Annotated in this window: 12 protein-coding genes; 2 read left to right on the top strand and 10 right to left on the bottom strand. The window is 71.2% G+C overall.

All coding sequences use genetic code 11. The annotated features are described in order from the left end of the window. Nucleotides 1-679, bottom strand: a 679-nt coding sequence (locus tag AB0J52_RS08155; RefSeq protein WP_500180855.1) for a cyclase family protein, incomplete at its 3' end; no start/stop codon positions are given. Between the two features lie 33 nt (nt 680-712). On the opposite strand from AB0J52_RS08155, the gene AB0J52_RS08150 reads away from it, so the two are divergent. Both AB0J52_RS08150 and AB0J52_RS08145 read left to right on the top strand, forming a co-directional pair. Further along, complete coding sequence (locus AB0J52_RS08150; protein WP_500180854.1) at nt 713-1,540, top strand: HipA family kinase; 828 nt, start codon at nt 713-715, stop codon at nt 1,538-1,540. Then, nucleotides 1,537-1,962, top strand: a complete 426-nt coding sequence (locus tag AB0J52_RS08145; protein WP_500180853.1) for a DUF3037 domain-containing protein — start codon at nt 1,537-1,539, stop codon at nt 1,960-1,962. Before AB0J52_RS08150 ends, AB0J52_RS08145 begins: the two co-directional genes overlap by 4 nt. A gap of 141 nt (nt 1,963-2,103) precedes the next feature. Here the strand turns inward: AB0J52_RS08145 and AB0J52_RS08140 are convergent, their stop codons facing one another. The 9 genes from AB0J52_RS08140 to AB0J52_RS08100 form a co-directional block, all read right to left on the bottom strand. Then, nucleotides 2,104-2,946: a GNAT family N-acetyltransferase gene (locus tag AB0J52_RS08140; protein WP_500180852.1), complete on the bottom strand. Its 843-nt coding sequence runs from the start codon at nt 2,944-2,946 to the stop codon at nt 2,104-2,106. A 51-nt stretch (nt 2,947-2,997) separates the two neighbouring features. Then, entirely contained in the window at nt 2,998-4,560 is a 1,563-nt protein-coding gene (locus AB0J52_RS08135) for an alpha/beta hydrolase (protein WP_500180851.1), read from the bottom strand. Between the two features lie 216 nt (nt 4,561-4,776). Beyond that, entirely contained in the window at nt 4,777-6,351 is a 1,575-nt protein-coding gene (locus AB0J52_RS08130) for an alpha/beta hydrolase (protein WP_500180850.1), read from the bottom strand. Nucleotides 6,352-6,436: 85 nt separating this feature from the next. After that, a complete protein-coding gene (locus tag AB0J52_RS08125) occupies nt 6,437-8,041 on the bottom strand; it encodes an alpha/beta fold hydrolase (protein WP_500180849.1) in 1,605 nt (534 codons plus the stop codon). Nucleotides 8,042-8,421: 380 nt separating this feature from the next. Then, nucleotides 8,422-10,044 carry an alpha/beta hydrolase gene (locus tag AB0J52_RS08120; RefSeq protein WP_500180848.1) on the bottom strand — a complete coding sequence of 541 codons (1,623 nt, stop codon included), beginning with the start codon at nt 10,042-10,044 and terminating at the stop codon, nt 8,422-8,424. 247 nt (nt 10,045-10,291) lie between these two features. Beyond that, a complete protein-coding gene (locus tag AB0J52_RS08115; RefSeq protein ID WP_500180847.1) occupies nt 10,292-11,908 on the bottom strand; it encodes an alpha/beta hydrolase in 1,617 nt (538 codons plus the stop codon). Between the two features lie 308 nt (nt 11,909-12,216). Next, nucleotides 12,217-13,410, bottom strand: a complete 1,194-nt coding sequence (ispG, locus tag AB0J52_RS08110; RefSeq protein ID WP_500180846.1) for a flavodoxin-dependent (E)-4-hydroxy-3-methylbut-2-enyl-diphosphate synthase — start codon at nt 13,408-13,410, stop codon at nt 12,217-12,219. A 102-nt stretch (nt 13,411-13,512) separates the two neighbouring features. Next, entirely contained in the window at nt 13,513-14,703 is a 1,191-nt protein-coding gene (locus tag AB0J52_RS08105) for a M50 family metallopeptidase (RefSeq protein ID WP_500180845.1), read from the bottom strand. A 49-nt stretch (nt 14,704-14,752) separates the two neighbouring features. Then, on the bottom strand, nt 14,753-15,621 hold an 869-nt coding region (locus AB0J52_RS08100), incomplete at its 5' end, for a 1-deoxy-D-xylulose-5-phosphate reductoisomerase (protein WP_500180844.1).

Genomic DNA, 15,621 nt, shown 5'->3' with positions numbered 1-15,621 from the left:
TTTGTGCCTGTTTTGCCGCGGTGCCCTCTCCCGCGCGGGGGGGGGGGGGGGCCCCCCGGGGGGCCCCGCCCCCCCCGGCCCCCCCGTCGCCCGTGCCCGCGCCCTCCAGCCGCAGCGGGAACAGCGTCACCTCCGCGGGTCCGGTGATCGCCTCCAGCCCGGTCAGGTTCTCGCAGACCACAGCGGACGCCCCGAGCAGCACCCGGTGCGCGTCCAGGGAGTCCGACGGATCCACGCTGGGCGTGTCGACACCGACCGTCCGGACCCCGGCGGCGATGACCGCCGCGGCCGTCTCCGGCGCGAGGTACGGAGCGGACGTCCAGTACTCCTCGCTCCCCCACCGCTCCGACCAGCCCGTACGCACCAGCAGCACCACGCCCGGCGCCAGCCCGTCCGGCAGCGCGTCCGGCCCGATCGCCCGGCCCGGCACGCCCGTCGCGTCCATGACCACGACCGGGCCCGCGAAGCGCTCCAGCGGCAGCTCGGCCATCCGCGGCAGCGCGTCGTCGATGTGGAACGGCGCGTCCACGTGGGTCCCCGACTGCGAGCCGAGGTGCAGACGCGCCACGTTCGCGCCGTCCGCCGGGACGGTCAGCGCGGCCTCCGCCAGCACCTCCGGATCGCCGGGATACACCGGCATGCCGCTCTCCACGGGATGCGTCAGGTCCACGAAGGTCATGGGCACATCATCGCGTCCGATAGCGTTTCGCGTGTGCTGCCGCTCGTAACCGCCATCCGGTACGTGACACCGCTCCGCGAGGGCGGGTCGCTGCCGGGCGTCGTCGAGGCCGACGACCTCGGCACCTACGTCATGAAGTTCCACGGCGCCGGGCAGGGCCGCAAGGCCCTGGTCGCCGAGGTGATCGCCGGGGAGCTGGCGCGCCGGCTGGGCCTGCGCACCCCCGAGCTGCGGATCATCGAGCTGGACCCGGCGATCGGCCGGCACGAGCCCGACCCCGACGTGCAGGACCTGCTCAAGGCCAGCTCCGGCTGGAACCTCGCGGTCGACTTCCTGCCCGGCTCGCTCGGCTTCGACCCGATCGGCTGGCAGCCCGACCCGCTGTTCGCCTCGCGCGTGCTGTGGTTCGACGCGTTCATCGGCAACGTCGACCGCAGCTGGCGCAACCCCAACATGCTCGTCTGGCACAAGGACGTCTGGCTGATCGACCACGGCGCGAGCCTGATCTTCCACCACGCCTGGGCCAACGCCGACCGGCTGTTCGCGGGCCCCTACGACGTGGACGACCACGTCCTCACCCCGTTCGCCCGGCGGCTCCCCGAGGCCGAGGCCGAGTACCTGCCCAAGATCACCTCGGACCTGCTGCGCGAGCTGACCGAGCTCGTCCCCGACGCCTGGCTGGAGGGCGAGCCGGGCTTCGACTCCCCGGCCGACGTCCGCGACGCCTACGTCCGCGTGCTGACCCGGCGGATCGCGAACCCGCGCGACTGGCTGCCGTCCCTCGACGTCACCGACCGGCGGCCGCACACCGACGAGCGGCGCGGCGAGAAGCGGCCGGGATGGCTGGGAGGTCCGGCGTGAACTCCATCCGGCCAGGCAAGGCCAACGTGGGCGCGACGGCGTCCGGGCTGCAGGTGTTCGAGTACGCGGCGCTGCGCGTGGTCCCGCGCGTCGAGCGCGGCGAGTGCATGAACGTCGGGGTGGTCGTCTACTGCCGCGCGCTGGAGTACCTGGGCTGCGCGACGCACCTGGACGAGCCGCGCCTGCTCGCCCTCGACCCGTCCCTGGACCTCGACGGCGTCCGCACGGCGCTGGCCGCCGTCTCCGGGCTGTGCCGGGGCGGGCCGGACGCGGGCCAGGCCGCCGCGGAGCCGCCGGGCGGGCGGTTCCGCTGGCTGACCGCGCCGCGCAGCACGATCGTCCAGCCCGGTCCGGTGCACGCCGGCCTCACCGGCGACCCGGCGGCCGAACTCGGCCGCCTGCTGACCCTCCTGGTCACCTGACCCCGTCCGGCGGACGGGCCGCCGTGTTCAGGCCACAGGGGCGAGGCCAAGCCGAGGGGGCGAGGCTAGGCCGGAGGGGCGAGGCTAGGCCGCAGGGGCGAGGCCAAGCCGCAGGGGCGAGGCCAAGCCGAGGGGGCAGGGCTAAAAGAGGATCGACTTGAACTCGCCGATCTCGTCGAAGCCGACCCGGCGGTAGGCGGCGCGCGCCCGGACGTTGTAGTCGTTGACGTACAGCGACACGACCGGCGCGATCGACCGCAGCGACTCGGCGACCAGGGCCGCCATGCCGGCCACCGAGAGGCCCCGGCCGCGCAGGTCGGGCGGCACCCACACGCCCTGCACCTGGCAGGCGTACGGGGTGACCGCGCCGACCTCGGCCTTGAACATGACCCGGCCGTCCTCGATCCGGGCGAACGACCGGCCGGACCGGATCAGCTCGCCGACCCGCGCCCGGTACAGCACGCCGCCGTCGCCCGCGTTCGGCGAGACCCCCACCTCTTCGGTGAACATCGCCACGCAGGCGGGATAGAGCAGGTCGAAGTCGGACATCCGGGCCCGGCGGACCCGGGGGTCGGCCGGGACCAGCGGGGCCTGCGAGGTCGCCATGACCGGCTGGAGCGCGCGGACGGCGCGCGGCGGGCCCCAGTAGGGCCCGAGGATCTCCCAGAGGCCGGTGACCGCGTCCACCGGGCCCACGATGGACGAGCAGCGCCGGCCCTGAGCCTGCGCGCGTTCGGCGAACGCGCGCACGGCGTCCGGGCCGGCGTTGACCGGGATCAGGTTCGCCCCGGCGTAGCAGAGCGACCGCAGCCGCCCGTCCCGCTGGTAGCCCCACATCTGCGCGCCGAGCCGCCTGGGGTCGAGCCCGGCCGCGTGGACGCGCGAGCTGACGAACACGTTCGCGACCGGGTCGGCGTCCAGGATGCGCAGCGCCTCGTCGCGGTGCCGGTCGTCCAGCACCCGTACCGGCGACGCCCCCAGCATCCGCATGGCTATCGGGCCGCCATCACCGTTGTCAGCACCACGTAACCAAGACTAAATCCTCGTTCCCACCGGTGCGGACACCGGACCGGCCACCTGGGGCCGGACCCGCTTGGCCGAGGCGTCCGGAACGGGCGGCGGCGGGGCCTTGCAGGAGGCGTTCGCGCTGGGCAGGGCGCCGGTGTCGAGGTAGCGGGACACCGCCCCGTCCACGCAGGAGTCGCCGTTCAGGGTGATGCCGTGGTTGCCGCCGCCGACCTGCAGCAGGAGCCGCGAGTTCGGCAGCAGCCGGTGCGTCTCCTCCGCGCCGTTGACCGGCGTCGCGGCGTCGGCGGTGCCCTGGACGAGCAGGACGGGCGTCAGGTTCGCGGGCCCGGCGGCCTTCGGCGGCGGCCCGCCCGGCACCCGCCAGCTCGCGCACGGGGCGTTGTACCAGGTGTTGCTCCAGGTCTCGAACGTGTAACCGGCGCGGTAGAGGCGAACGGCGTCGCTCTGCCAGCGCCGCCAGGCGCGCGGCCACGCGGCGTCGCGGCACTGGACGGCGTTGTAGACCGCGTAGTTGTTGTGGTCGAGGAAGGTCGGCTTCTTCCACGCCTTGCCGAGCGGCTGGGGATCGCCGTGCACGTAGGCGGAGAGCAGCTTGGCGTAGCCGGGCCACCCGGCGTCGCCGTACCCCTCCGACAGGTACATGTCGTCCAGCTCGGACGCGCCGACCCGGCCGTTCACCGGGTGGGCCTTCACCTCGGCGCGGACGCGCCGGTAGGCGGCGGCGACCTGCTTCTCGTCGGTCCCCAGGTGGTACACCGAGTCGTAGCGGGCGATCCAGGCGAAGTAGGCGCGGATCCGCGCCTCGAACGCCACGTTCTGGTCGAGGTTGTCGGCGTACCAGACGCCGCTGGGCCGGACGACGCTGTCCAGCACCATCCGCCGCACCCGGTTCGGGTACTTCGAGGCGTACACCGTTCCGAGGTAGGTGCCGTAGGAGTAGCCCAGGTAGTTGATCTTCCGCTGGCCGAGCGCCGCGCGGATGTCGTCGAGGTCGCGCACCCAGTCGTCGGTGCCCATGTGCGCCAGCAGGCGCGGGTAGCGGCGGGCGCAGTCGTCGGCGTACCGCGTGGCCCGCTCGCGCCACGCCCGCTCCTCGGCGGCGTTCGCCGGGACGGTGTCGGCGCGGGGACGGCCCGGATCCTGGTAGGACCGGTCGCAGACCATGGCCGGACGGCTCCCGCCCACGCCGCGCGGATCGAAGCCGATCCAGTCGTAGGCTGCGGCGACGCGGCGCGGCATCCCATAGGAGAACAGCGTCGGCATGTCGCGGCCGTGCGCGCCGGGCCCGCCCCGGTTCAGCAGGACGACGCCCTGCGAGCGGGCGGCGGTGTGCTTCGCGCGGGTCAGCGCGAGGGTGATCTGCTCGCCCCCCGGACGGGCGTGGTCGAGCGGCACCCGGAGGGAGCCGCACTCCAGGCCGAGCAGCCGGCCCTTCTCGACCGGGTCGTTCTTCGGGCAGGGCCGCCAGGTGATCGCCTCGCGGGCGGCGGCGGGAACGGAAAGGACGGTGAGGACGGCGACCGCCGCGGCGGCCCCGGCCGTCGCGCGGTGGGCTATGGGGTTGCGCACCCTCTGGTTCTATCGGCCGGGTCACGCGCGGCCCGGCGATCCGTGATTCCCGCGTTTCCGGGCGAAGCCGAGGAACCCGCGGAAGCCGGACCCGCCCTGGGGCGTCCGCGGGAAAAGGAAACGGGGCCGCTCCCGGAGGAGCGGCCCCGAAGGCCCTGCGAACGGCCGGACGTCAGAGGGACGACCGGCCGGACGCCGGATACGCGTGGCCGGGTGTCAGAGACGGCCGACCGGGAGGTCCTTGCCGCCCTTGACGACCGCGGAACGCATCTGCTGCGTCGGGTCCGGGTTGTTCAGCGCCGGGTCGGCCTTGCAGGAGTCGTCCGCGCCGGAACGGCTCTTCGGCAGCCAGCCGGTGGACAGGTACTTGCCGACCTTGTCGTCCAGGCACTTGTTGCCGTTGAGCGTGTTGGCGTGGGTCTTGCCGCCGATCTCCAGCAGCAGGCGCGACGACGGGAAGCGCTTGTGCATCTCGTAGCCGCCCGCGACCGGGGTCGCGGCGTCCAGCGTGGACTGGACGAGCAGGATGCCGCCCAGGCCCTTCTTGCCCTGGATCTTCAGCGCCGGGCCGCCCTTGAACGGCCAGAACAGCACCGGGGCGTTGTACCAGACGTTGCTCCAGGTGTTGAAGCGGTAGCCCTGGCGGACCAGCTTCTTGGCGTCGGCCTTCCACTTGGCCCAGCTGCGCGGCCACGCGGCGTCCGCGCCCTGGACGGCGTTGTAGACGGCGAAGCCGTTGTCGTCGTCGCCCGGGTCGACGCTGTCCACCAGCGGCTTCGGGTCCTTCTTGACGATCCACGCCGACAGGGCCGCGGCCGGGTCCTGGTAGGCCGAGGTGTAGTAGCCGGCGGACAGCACGATGTCGTCCAGCTCGTCACCGCCGACGAGGCCGCCGATCGGCTTCTTCAGGGCGGCGGCGCGGGTCTTGTAGTACAGCGCCTCGACGGCCTTGCCGGTCTTGCCGAGGTGGTAGACCGAGTCGTACTTGGCGATCCACGCGAACCAGAGCTTGATGTTCCGCTCGAACGCCTTGTCCTGCTCGAGCTGCGAGCCGTACCAGACGGTCTTCGGGTTGACGTTGCCGTCCAGGACCATGCGGCCGGTGCGCTTGGGGAACATCGTCGCGTAGGTCGCGCCCAGGTAGGTGCCGTAGGAGAAGCCGTAGTAGTTCGTCTTCTTGGCGCCGAGGGCCGCGCGGATGCTGTCCATGTCGCGCGCCACGTCGGTGGTCCGCATGTGCGGCAGCAGCCAGCCGAACTTCTTCTGGCAGTCCTGCGCGTACTTCTTGGACTTGGCCAGCCAGTACTTCTCGATCTTCGCCGAGGTGGGCGTGTAGTCCGGACGCGGCGGCTTGGCGTAGTGCGCGTCGCAGGTCAGCGCCGGCTTGCTGGATCCGACGCCGCGCGGGTCGAAGCCCACGAAGTCGTACTTGGCGGCGGCGGCGCCCTGGCCGACGCCCTTCATCCAGCGCGGCAGCTTCTCGGAGTACAGGTAGCCCGAGCCGCCGGGACCGCCCGGGTTGCCGAGCATGACGCCCTGGTAGTCCTTGGTGTCGGTGTGGTGCGTCCGCGAGATCGCGATCTGGATCTTCCTGCCGTTGGGCTTGGCGTAGTCCAGCGGGACGGTCACGAAGCCGCAGTCGGCCTTGGCCTCGACGAGCTTCGGGTCGGTGCACTTGACCCAGCTGACCTTCGGCTTGGCCGGGGCCTGCGACGGGGCCGCGAGAGCGGCGGACGCGGTCCCGCCGACACCCACCACCGCGGCGGCCGCGGCGATGACGATCTTCTTCATCCAGTGGTCCTTCGGAACGGGGCGCGCCCCGCCTCGGTGGAGGCGGGGCGCGCCGTCACGTGGTGCTCGGCGCCGTGCTCCGCGGTCAGCGGATCCGGGGCAGCGCGGGCAGGGGCAGGCCGGGGACGGCGGTCAGCGACTTGGCCGACACGGCGGTCGGGTCCGGGTCGTTGGTCGCCGGGTTGGCGTCGCAGGTGTCGTCGACGCCACGGCCGCCCGCCGGGACGGAGGCGGCGTCCAGGTAGGACACGGCCTTGGTGAACAGGCAGAGGTTGCCGAGGCTGTTGGCGTGCGTCTTGCCGCCGATCTCGGCGAGCAGCCGCGAGTTGATCTCGCGGTGCAGGACGAGCGCGCCCTCGTACGGCGTCGCGGCGTCCAGGGTGGACTGGATCAGCAGCGTGGGCGACTCGGTCTTGTGCGCCTTGACGTGCAGCCTCGGTCCGCCGTTGAACGGCCAGAAGAAGATCGGCGCGTTGAACCAGACGTTCGGCCAGGTGTTGAAGCGGTAGCCCTGCTTCACCAGCTTGACCGCGTCGTTGTGCCACTTGCCCCAGTTGCGCGGCCAGCGCGCGTCCGCGGCCTGGACGGCGTTGTACACGGCGAAGCCGTTGTCGTCGGAGGTGTCGCCCTGGCGGTCCAGGAGCGGCTGCGGGTCCTTGCCGACGATCCACGCCGACAGCGCGTCGGCGACCGGGATGTACTCACTGGTGTAGTACGGGGCCTGCTGGACGATGTCGTCCAGCTCGTCCGGGCCGATGGTCCCGCCGATGGGGGCCTTGGCGGCCGCGGCGCGGGCCTTGTAGTAGTTGGCCTCGACGGCCTTCGCCGTGGTGCCCAGGTGGTACTTGGAGTCCCACTTGGCGATCCAGGAGTTGAAGAGCTTGAAGTTCCGCTCGAACGCCCGGTCCTGGTCGAGCTGGGTGTCGTAGAAGACGCGGTCCGGGTTGACGTTGCCGTCGAGGACGAACCGGCCGGTCTGGCGCGGGAACAGCGTCTCGTAGGTGGCGCCCAGGTAGGTGCCGTACGAGAAGCCCCAGTAGTTGAGCTTGCGGTCCGCGCCGAACGTGCGGCGGACCTGCTCCAGGTCGCGCGCGGCGTCGGTGGTCCGCATGTGCGGCAGCAGCCAGCCGAACTTCTTCTGGCAGTCCTGCGCGTACTTCTTGGACTTGGCGAGCCAGGCCGCCTCCTCCGCCCGCGAGCCCGGGTTGTAGTCCGGGCGGACCGGCTTCTGGAAGTCGCTGTTGCAGCGCAGCGCGGGCTGGCTGTGGTCGACACCGCGCGGGTCGAAGCCGATGAGGTCGTACTTGGCGGCGAGCGCCGCGTAGCCGCGCTTGTTCAGCAGCAGCTTGAAGTAGGGGCCGTAGACCAGGCCGCCGCCACCGGGACCGCCGGGGTTGAAGGTCAGCACACCGCGGTAGTCCTTGGTGTCGGTGTGCTTCACCCGCGTCACCGCGATGGAGATCTTCTTGCCGTTCGGCCTGGCGTAGTCCAGCGGGACCTCGAGCTGGCCGCACTCGGCGCCGGTGGCCTTGTAGTACGCGCCGTAGCCGTCGTCGGGGCAGGAGCCCCAGGTGACCGCCGAGGCGTCCGCGGCGCGCGGCGCGGTCGGGGCCGGCGCGGCGGCCGCGGCCGTCGCGGCGCCGCCGACGCCGAGCGCGGCGGCGGTAGTGATCAGGAGGAGCTTCTTCACCAAACCCCCTCGGCCGGGACGCACCGCACCCCTCGGGGGGGACGTCTGGGGGCGGTCCCCGGCATCGCTCCGTGAACAGTTAGGCAGATTGTGGTGTTTGTTCGGGTTCTGGCGGGAGAGCCCGTTGTGAGTAGATATAAAACCGTGACCAGAACGCGGGAACACGCTGCGCGCTCCAGACGTCACGCGACCGGTCACCGTCCGGGCGGCTCCACCGGTCACGGTCCCCGCCGCGCGCGGTCACCCTCCGCCCGTCCGCCCGTTCGGGCCATGACGCCGGACGGGGGCGCCGGATGGTGAACGGCCCCCGCCGGCACGGAGCCGGCGGGGGCCGGGAGAGCGCGGGTCACCGCACCGCCGCGACGGCGGCGACGGACCGGCTACTTGGCGATGTCGAGCCCCAGGCCCTTGACGGACGTGCTGGTGAGGCCGTTCGCCGGAGGCGTCGGGTCACCGGTCGACTTGACGTAGGTCAGCCCCTTCGCCGGACGCTTGCCGGTCAGGAAGTAGGTGTCCCACACCGCGTCCACGGCCGGGTTGCCCCGGTGCACGATGCAGTGCGTGCGGCCGTCGGACTCGACCAGCATGCGCGAGCCCTTCAGCGCCCGGTGCAGCTCCAGCGCGCCCGGGTACGGCGTCGCGGCGTCGCTGGTGGCGTTGAACATCATGATGTTCGACGGCAGCTTCTTGACGTGCCGGACGTCCACCGGCTTGCCGGCCTTGGCGGGCCAGAACAGGCACGGCGTGTTGTACCAGACGTTGCTCCAGGTGAGGAACGGGTGCTTCCGCTGGATCTTGTCGTTGTCGCGCTGCCACTTGGCCCAGTTCGTCGGCCACTGCACGTCGGTGCACTGGACGGCGTTGTACCCGAAGTAGCTGTTGTCGTCGGACTCGCCGGTGGTCTGGCCGCCGAACGCGCCGGCGAACGTGGCCGTGTCGCCCTTCTTGTAGGCGGCCAGGCCGTCCGCGATCGGGAACCAGTAGCTCGGCAGCCGCCGGTAGGCCGCGTTCTGGGCGCTGTCGGTCAGCGAGTCGGACGTGACCGCGAGGACCTCGCCGGACTCCGGGTCCTTGTAGAAGACCGGCTTCTTGGCCAGCTTGCCGCGCAGGTCGTAGAAGAACGACCGGACCTGCTTCTGCGTCGTGCCCAGGTGGTACACCTTGTCCCACTTGGCGAGCCAGCCGAAGAAGTAGTCCATGTTCCGGTCGAACCAGATGTCCTGCTGCAGGTTCGCGTCGTACCAGACGCCGCTCGGGCCGATGTTGCCGTCCAGCGCCATGCGGCGGACGTTGCCCGGGAACAGCGCGGCGTAGACCTGGCCCAGGTAGGTGCCGTAGGACGCGCCGTAGTAGTCGATCTTCTTGCTGCCGAGGGCGCGGCGGATGGAGTCCACGTCCTTGGCCGAGTCGATGGTCTTGTCGTGCTTCAGCAACCCGATCTTGTCGGCCTTGCCGCAGTCCTGCGCGTACTTCTTGGTCCTGGCGAGCCAGATCCTCTCCGACTTGCGGTCCCCGGTGCCGTAGTCGGGGCGGGGCTCGAGCTGGTACGACAGGTCGCACCGGATGGCCGGGACGCTGTGCCCGAGGCCGCGGGGGTCGAAGCCGATGAAGTCGTAGGCGTCCTGCATCGCCTTGGAGCTCTGGTTGAACACCCGGCCGCCGAAGTAGGCGCCCGCGCCGCCGGGGCCGCCCGGGTTGACGACCATCTGGCCCTTGGCCGGGCCGGAGCCGGTGTGCGGCGTGACGGTCACCTCAAGGGTGATCTTGGTGCCGTTCGGCTTGGCGTAGTCCAGCGGGACGCTGAGCTCGGCGCACTTGATGCGCTTGGAACCCTGCGCCTGGGCGGTGTCGGTCGCCGACACCGACTTGACGATGTCGGCCGCGCAGGCGTGCCACGCGAGCTTCGACGCCGGTTTCGCCGCCCCCTGGTCGGCGGCGGCGGCCGTGCCGAGCCCTGCGAGCCCGAGGCCGGTCACCGCAGCGACCGTGACGAGTCGTTTCACGGACCACTCCTCCTTCGGACTCCCGCGATCGAGAGCCCTGAAATGGACGTTCCGAGCGATCTTCGTCAATACGACATATGGGAAGTCAGCCGCCAAATTATGCTGTAACCACTCCGAAGCCTCGGCGTGATCCGGTCGAGATCTGCCGGGAACGGAAAGCGGGGCTCTTATCGGCCCTTCCGGGTGACCCGAAAAAGGGGCCGGGCCCCGCCTCCGAGGAGGCGGGGCCCGGCGGGGGGACGTCGTCCTACTTGATGACGTCGTTCTGCAGACCACCCACGGCGGCGCTGCGCATCCCGGCCGGCGGGGTCGGGTCGCCCAGCTGCGGGACGTGGACGGTGCGCTTCGACGGCAGCTTGCCCGTGAGGAAGTACGCGTCGAAGTAGGCGTCCACCGCCGACGAGCCGCGGTGCACGATGCAGTGCGTGCGGTCGCCGTCCTGGACCACCAGGTGCGAGCCCTTGAGGCGGCGCTGCATGTCCAGCGCGCCCTGGTACGGGGTCGCGGCGTCGTCGGTCGCCTGGAACATCAGGATGTTCTTCGGCAGGTTCTTCACCGCGCCGACGTTCACCGGCTTGGAGGCCTTCGCCGGCCAGCCGAGGCACGGCGAGTTGAACCAGACGTTGCCCCAGGTCAAGAAGGGGGCCTTCTTGTTGATCCGGGTGTTGTCGGCGTGCCACTTCTTCCAGCTCGTCGGCCACTGCACGTCGGTGCACTGGACGGCGTTGTAGACCGCGAAGGTGTTGTCGTCCACCGCGCCGCTCGTCGGGCCACCGTAGGTGTCGACGAAGGTCGCGATGTCGCCCTTCTTGTAGGCCGACAGGCCCGCGGCCATCATGTTCCACATGGACGCGCTGCGGCGGTACGCGGCGTTCTGGATGACGTCGGTCAGGTTCGCCGAGCTGACCGCCGCGCTCTTGTCCGCCGAGTAGACCGGCTTCTTGGCGATCTTGGCGCGCAGACCGTAGAAGAAGGAGCGGACCTCCTTCTGGGTCTTGCCCAGGTGGTACACGGAGTCGTACTTGGCCACCCAGCCGAAGTAGTACTCCATGTTCTTGTTGAAGGCGATGTCCTGGTTCAGGTTGGCCTTGTACCAGGCGTCGGACGGGCCGACGACGCCGTCCAGGACCATGCGGCCCACCTTGGTCGGGAACATGGTCGCGTAGACCGAGCCCAGGTACGTGCCGTAGGAGGCGCCGTAGTAGTCGAGCTTCTTGTTCCCGAGCGCGAGGCGGATCGAGTTGAGGTCGCGCGCCGACTCGATGGTGCGGATGTGCTTCAGCAGACCGATCTTGTCGGCCTTCTTGCACGCCGCGTCGTAGGCGTAGGTGCGCTTCAGCCAGATCTTGACCGACTTGGCGTCACCGGTGCCGTAGTCCGGGCGCGGCTCGTGGCCGTAGGCGGTGTCGCAGCTCAGCGACGGCTTGCTCGCTCCGACGCCGCGCGGGTCGAACCCGATGACGTCGTAGGCGGCGCGCATCGCCGGGGAGTTCTGGGCGAAGACGCGGGGACCGAAGATGCCGCCCTCGCCGCCCGGGCCGCCCGGGTTGACGACGATCTGGCCCTTGGCCTTGCCGGCGCCCGTGTGCGGGGTCTTCGTCACGAACAGGCTGATCTTCTTGCCGTTCGGCTTGGCGTAGTCCAGCGGGACCTGGAGCTCACCGCACTGCACGATCTTCGAGACCGGGAAGATCGGGTCGTAGTTCGCCGCGACTGTCTGCACGAAGTCGGCGGAGCATGCGTGCCACTTGACCTTGGACACCTTGTAGGCGTCGGCCGAGTCCGTGGCGGCCGAGGCGGCGGTGGCGCCGAAGGCGGTGATGCCCAGGCCGGCCGTCGCCGCCACGATGACGAGTCTCTTCACAGACCACTCCTCCACACCGGACCCTCCAACGGGTCCGGTTCACGGTGATTCGCCCGAAATCTTGGCGATCACCGTGGTCGCGGAGGTAGCCCAACGACGCTGATCGTTGTTACATGGTTGCCCTTTCGTGATTTTTGCCGCTTAAGTGAGCGAAAGGTAAATACCGTCTGGAACGCGACAAGGCCCCCGGGGAGTACCCCGAGGGCCCTGCAGTGCGATCCGATGGGACCGGCGCGTCCGCGCCGGGGTCAGCCGACCGTGACCCGGATCAGCCGACCGTGACCCGGATCAGCCGACCGTGACCCGGATCAGCTGACCGTGACGGTCGCGCCCGGCCCGCTGACCGTGCCGTCCTCGCCGATCTCGACGCCCATCTCGTCGGCGATGCGCATCGCCTCCTCGATGAGGGTCTCCACGATCTGCGCCTCCGGGACGGTCTTGATGACCTTGCCCTTGACGAAGATCTGGCCCTTGCCGTTGCCGGACGCCACGCCGAGGTCGGCCTCGCGGGCCTCGCCCGGGCCGTTCACGACGCAGCCCATGACGGCCACCCGCAGCGGGACCGGGAAGTCCTTCAGCCCGGCGGTGACCTCCTCGGCCAGGGTGTAGACGTCCACCTGGGCGCGGCCGCAGGACGGGCAGGAGACGATCTCCAGGCCGCGCTGGCGCAGGCCGAGCGACTCCAGGATCTGCGAGCCGACCTTGACCTCCTCGACCGGAGGGGCCGACAGCGACACCCGGATCGTGTCGCCGATGCCCTGCGCGAGCAGCGCGCCGAACGCGACCGAGGACTTCACCGTGCCCTGGAAGGCCGGGCCCGCCTCGGTGACGCCCAGGTGCAGCGGGTACTCGCAGGCGGCGGCGAGCTGCCGGTACGCCTCGATCATCACGACCGGGTCGTTGTGCTTGACGGAGATCTTGATGTCCCGGAAGTCGTGCTCCTCGAACAGCGAGCACTCCCAGAGCGCGGACTCGACCAGCGCCTCCGGGGTGGCCTTGCCGTACTTCTCCAGCAGGCGCTTGTCGAGCGACCCGGCGTTCACGCCGATCCGGATCGGGACGCCGGCGTCCTTGGCCGCCCGGGCGATCTCACCGACCTTGTCGTCGAACTTCTTGATGTTGCCCGGGTTCACCCGGACCGCCGCGCAGCCCGCCTCGATCGCCGCGAACACGTACTTCGGCTGGAAGTGGATGTCGGCGATCACCGGGATCGGCGACTTGCGGGCGATCGCCGGCAGCGCCTCGGCGTCGTCCTGGGACGGCACCGCCACCCGGACGATCTGGCAGCCGGACGCGGTCAGCTCGGCGATCTGCTGCAGCGTGCTGTTGACGTCGGCGGTGAGCGTGGTGGTCATCGACTGCACCGACACCGGGGCGTCGCCGCCCACCGGCACGCTGCCGACCATGATCTGCCTGGACTTGCGACGCTCGCCGAGCGGCCAGGCCGCCCCGGCCTCCCCGCCGCCGCTCCGGATCGTCGGAATACCCAGTGAAACGCTCATCCCACTCCCTCACGCTCTCGCCCACCCAACCCTAAGCGCACCGAGCGGGTGGCATGACGCGCTCCGGTGACGAAGTCGGTCACTGTTTGTAGCTATTCGGTGTCATCCAGGTATCTGGAGGGGGTTGAACAGGTCCGCGACTATCAGCAGCACCCCGAGCCCCACCAGTAACAGGATCGCGAGATAGGTGACGGGCATGAGCTTCGTCATATCCACCGGGCCGGGGTCGGGCCGCCCCCTCAGCCGGGCGGCCCGGGCCCGGATCCGCTCGTAGGCCACGACCGCCAGGTGCCCGCCGTCCAGCGGGAGCAGCGGCAGGACGTTCAGCGCGCCGAGGAAGACGTTGACCGAGACCACCAGTTGCAGGAACAGGAAGGTCTTGTCCCGGGCCGTCCCCCGCGAGGAGAAGATCTGCCCGGACACCTCGGTCGCCCCGACCACGCTGCCCACCTGGCCGCCGGGCGTCTGCGACCGCTGCGGCGAGAACAGCTTGGGCAGCGCCTTCGGCAGATCCACCACGACCCTGCCGACGCCCTTCAGCATGGCGCCGAGCGCCTGGCCGGCGTACCCGGCGGCGGCGACCGGGCCGCGCCGCTCGTAGCGCCGTCCGACGATCTTGGACGAGACGCCGAGGAAGGAAACCCCGCCCACGTCGGCGAGGGTGACCGGCAGGGTCAGCCGGGCGGCGCCGCGCGCGACCGCCAGCGGGACGGTCTGCCCCGGACGGGTCGCGTCGAGCGCCTTCCGGAACTGCGTCCAGTCGGCGACCGGCGTGCCGCCGACCCGGTCGATCCGGTCGCCGGGCCGGATCCCGGCGGCCTTCGCCGGCGACTCCGGACGCCCCGAGCAGGACGCCGACCGGCCGGACGGCACGCACGCCGCCACCGTGTCCACCCGCGTGGTCGCCGTCCCCGGGTGCAGCTCCCCGATCGTCATCGCCATCACGGCCAGCAGCAGGAACGCGACCACGAAGTTCGCCACCACGCCCGCCGAGATCACCACGGCGCGCCGCCCGGCGGGCTGCCGGTAGAAGGCCCGCTCCCGGTCGGCGGCCGGGATCTCCTCCAGCGGCGTGTAACCGACGATCTTGACGAACCCGCCGAGCGGCAGGGCCTTCACCCCGTACTCGGTCTCGCCGCGCGTCCGGGACCACAGCGTCGGCCCGAACCCGACGAAGTACTGGGTGGCCTTCATGCCGAACCGCTTGGCGGTCAGCAGGTGGCCGCCCTCGTGCAGCATGACCGACACCAGCAGCGCCACGACGAAGGCCACGGCGCCGAGGAGAAAGGCCATCCGGCAGGCCCCCTTCGGACGGTCGCGCCGCCGGGGGCCGCTCCCCCGGTCAGCCGGTCTCGGTCAGCGCACGGGCGCGCTCCCTGGCCCACGCGTCGGCGGCCAGGACGTCCTCGACGGTCAGCTCCGCCTGGTCCGCGCCGTGGCGGGCGCCGCCGGCCGCGTGCTCCTCCACTACCCGCGCGACGGTGTCGACTATCCCCAGGAAGGGCAGGGTTCCGGCGCGGAAGGCCTCGACGCACTCCTCGTTGGCCGCGTTGAACACCGCCGGGAACGTGCCGCCCTCGGCGCCGACGTGCCGGGCCAGCCGGACGGCGGGGAACGCCTCGTCGTCCAGCGGGAACAGCTCCCAGGTGTGGGCCCGCGTCCAGTCCACGCCGGGCGCGGCGTCCGGGACGCGGTCCGGCCACTGCAGGCCGAGCGCGATCGGCAGCCGCATGTCGGGCGGGCTGGTCTGGGCCAGGGTCGAGCCGTCCGCGAACTCCACCATGGAGTGGATGTAGGACTGCGGGTGGACCATGACCTCGATCCGGTCCATCGGCACGTCGAACAGCAGGTGCGCCTCGATCACCTCCAGCGCCTTGTTCACCAGGGTCGCCGAGTTGATCGTGACGACCGGGCCCATGTCCCAGGTCGGGTGGTTCAGCGCCTGCTCGACCGTGACGTCGCCCAGCTCGGCGCGGGTGCGGTCGCGGAACGGCCCGCCGCTCGCGGTCAGCACCAGCCGCCGCACCTCCTCGGCGCGGCCGCCGCGCAGGCACTGCGCGAGCGCCGAGTGCTCGGAGTCGACCGGGACGATCTGCCCCGGCCGGGCCCGCCGCTTCACCAGCGGGCCGCCGACGATCAGCGACTCCTTGTTGGCGAGGGCGAGGGTGCGGCCGGCGTCCAGCGCGGCGAGCGTCGAGGCCAGGCCGAGCG

This window comes from Spirillospora sp. NPDC049652 (assembly GCF_040675125.1).
Classification (GTDB): Bacteria; Actinomycetota; Actinomycetes; order Streptosporangiales; family Streptosporangiaceae; genus Spirillospora.
Note: the sequence above shows the minus strand (reverse complement) of the source record. Positions and strands in the feature narration are given on the sequence as shown.

Excerpts from the sequence above, each read along its gene's own strand:
- AB0J52_RS08140 (WP_500180852.1), bottom strand. The coding sequence starts at position 2,946 with ATGCTGGGGGCGTCGCCGGTACGGGTGCTGGACGACCGGCACCGCGAC.
- AB0J52_RS08130 (WP_500180850.1), bottom strand. The coding sequence starts at position 6,351 with ATGAAGAAGATCGTCATCGCCGCGGCCGCCGCGGTGGTGGGTGTCGGC.
- ispG (WP_500180846.1), bottom strand. The coding sequence starts at position 13,410 with ATGAGCGTTTCACTGGGTATTCCGACGATCCGGAGCGGCGGCGGGGAG.
- AB0J52_RS08105 (WP_500180845.1), bottom strand. The coding sequence starts at position 14,703 with ATGGCCTTTCTCCTCGGCGCCGTGGCCTTCGTCGTGGCGCTGCTGGTG.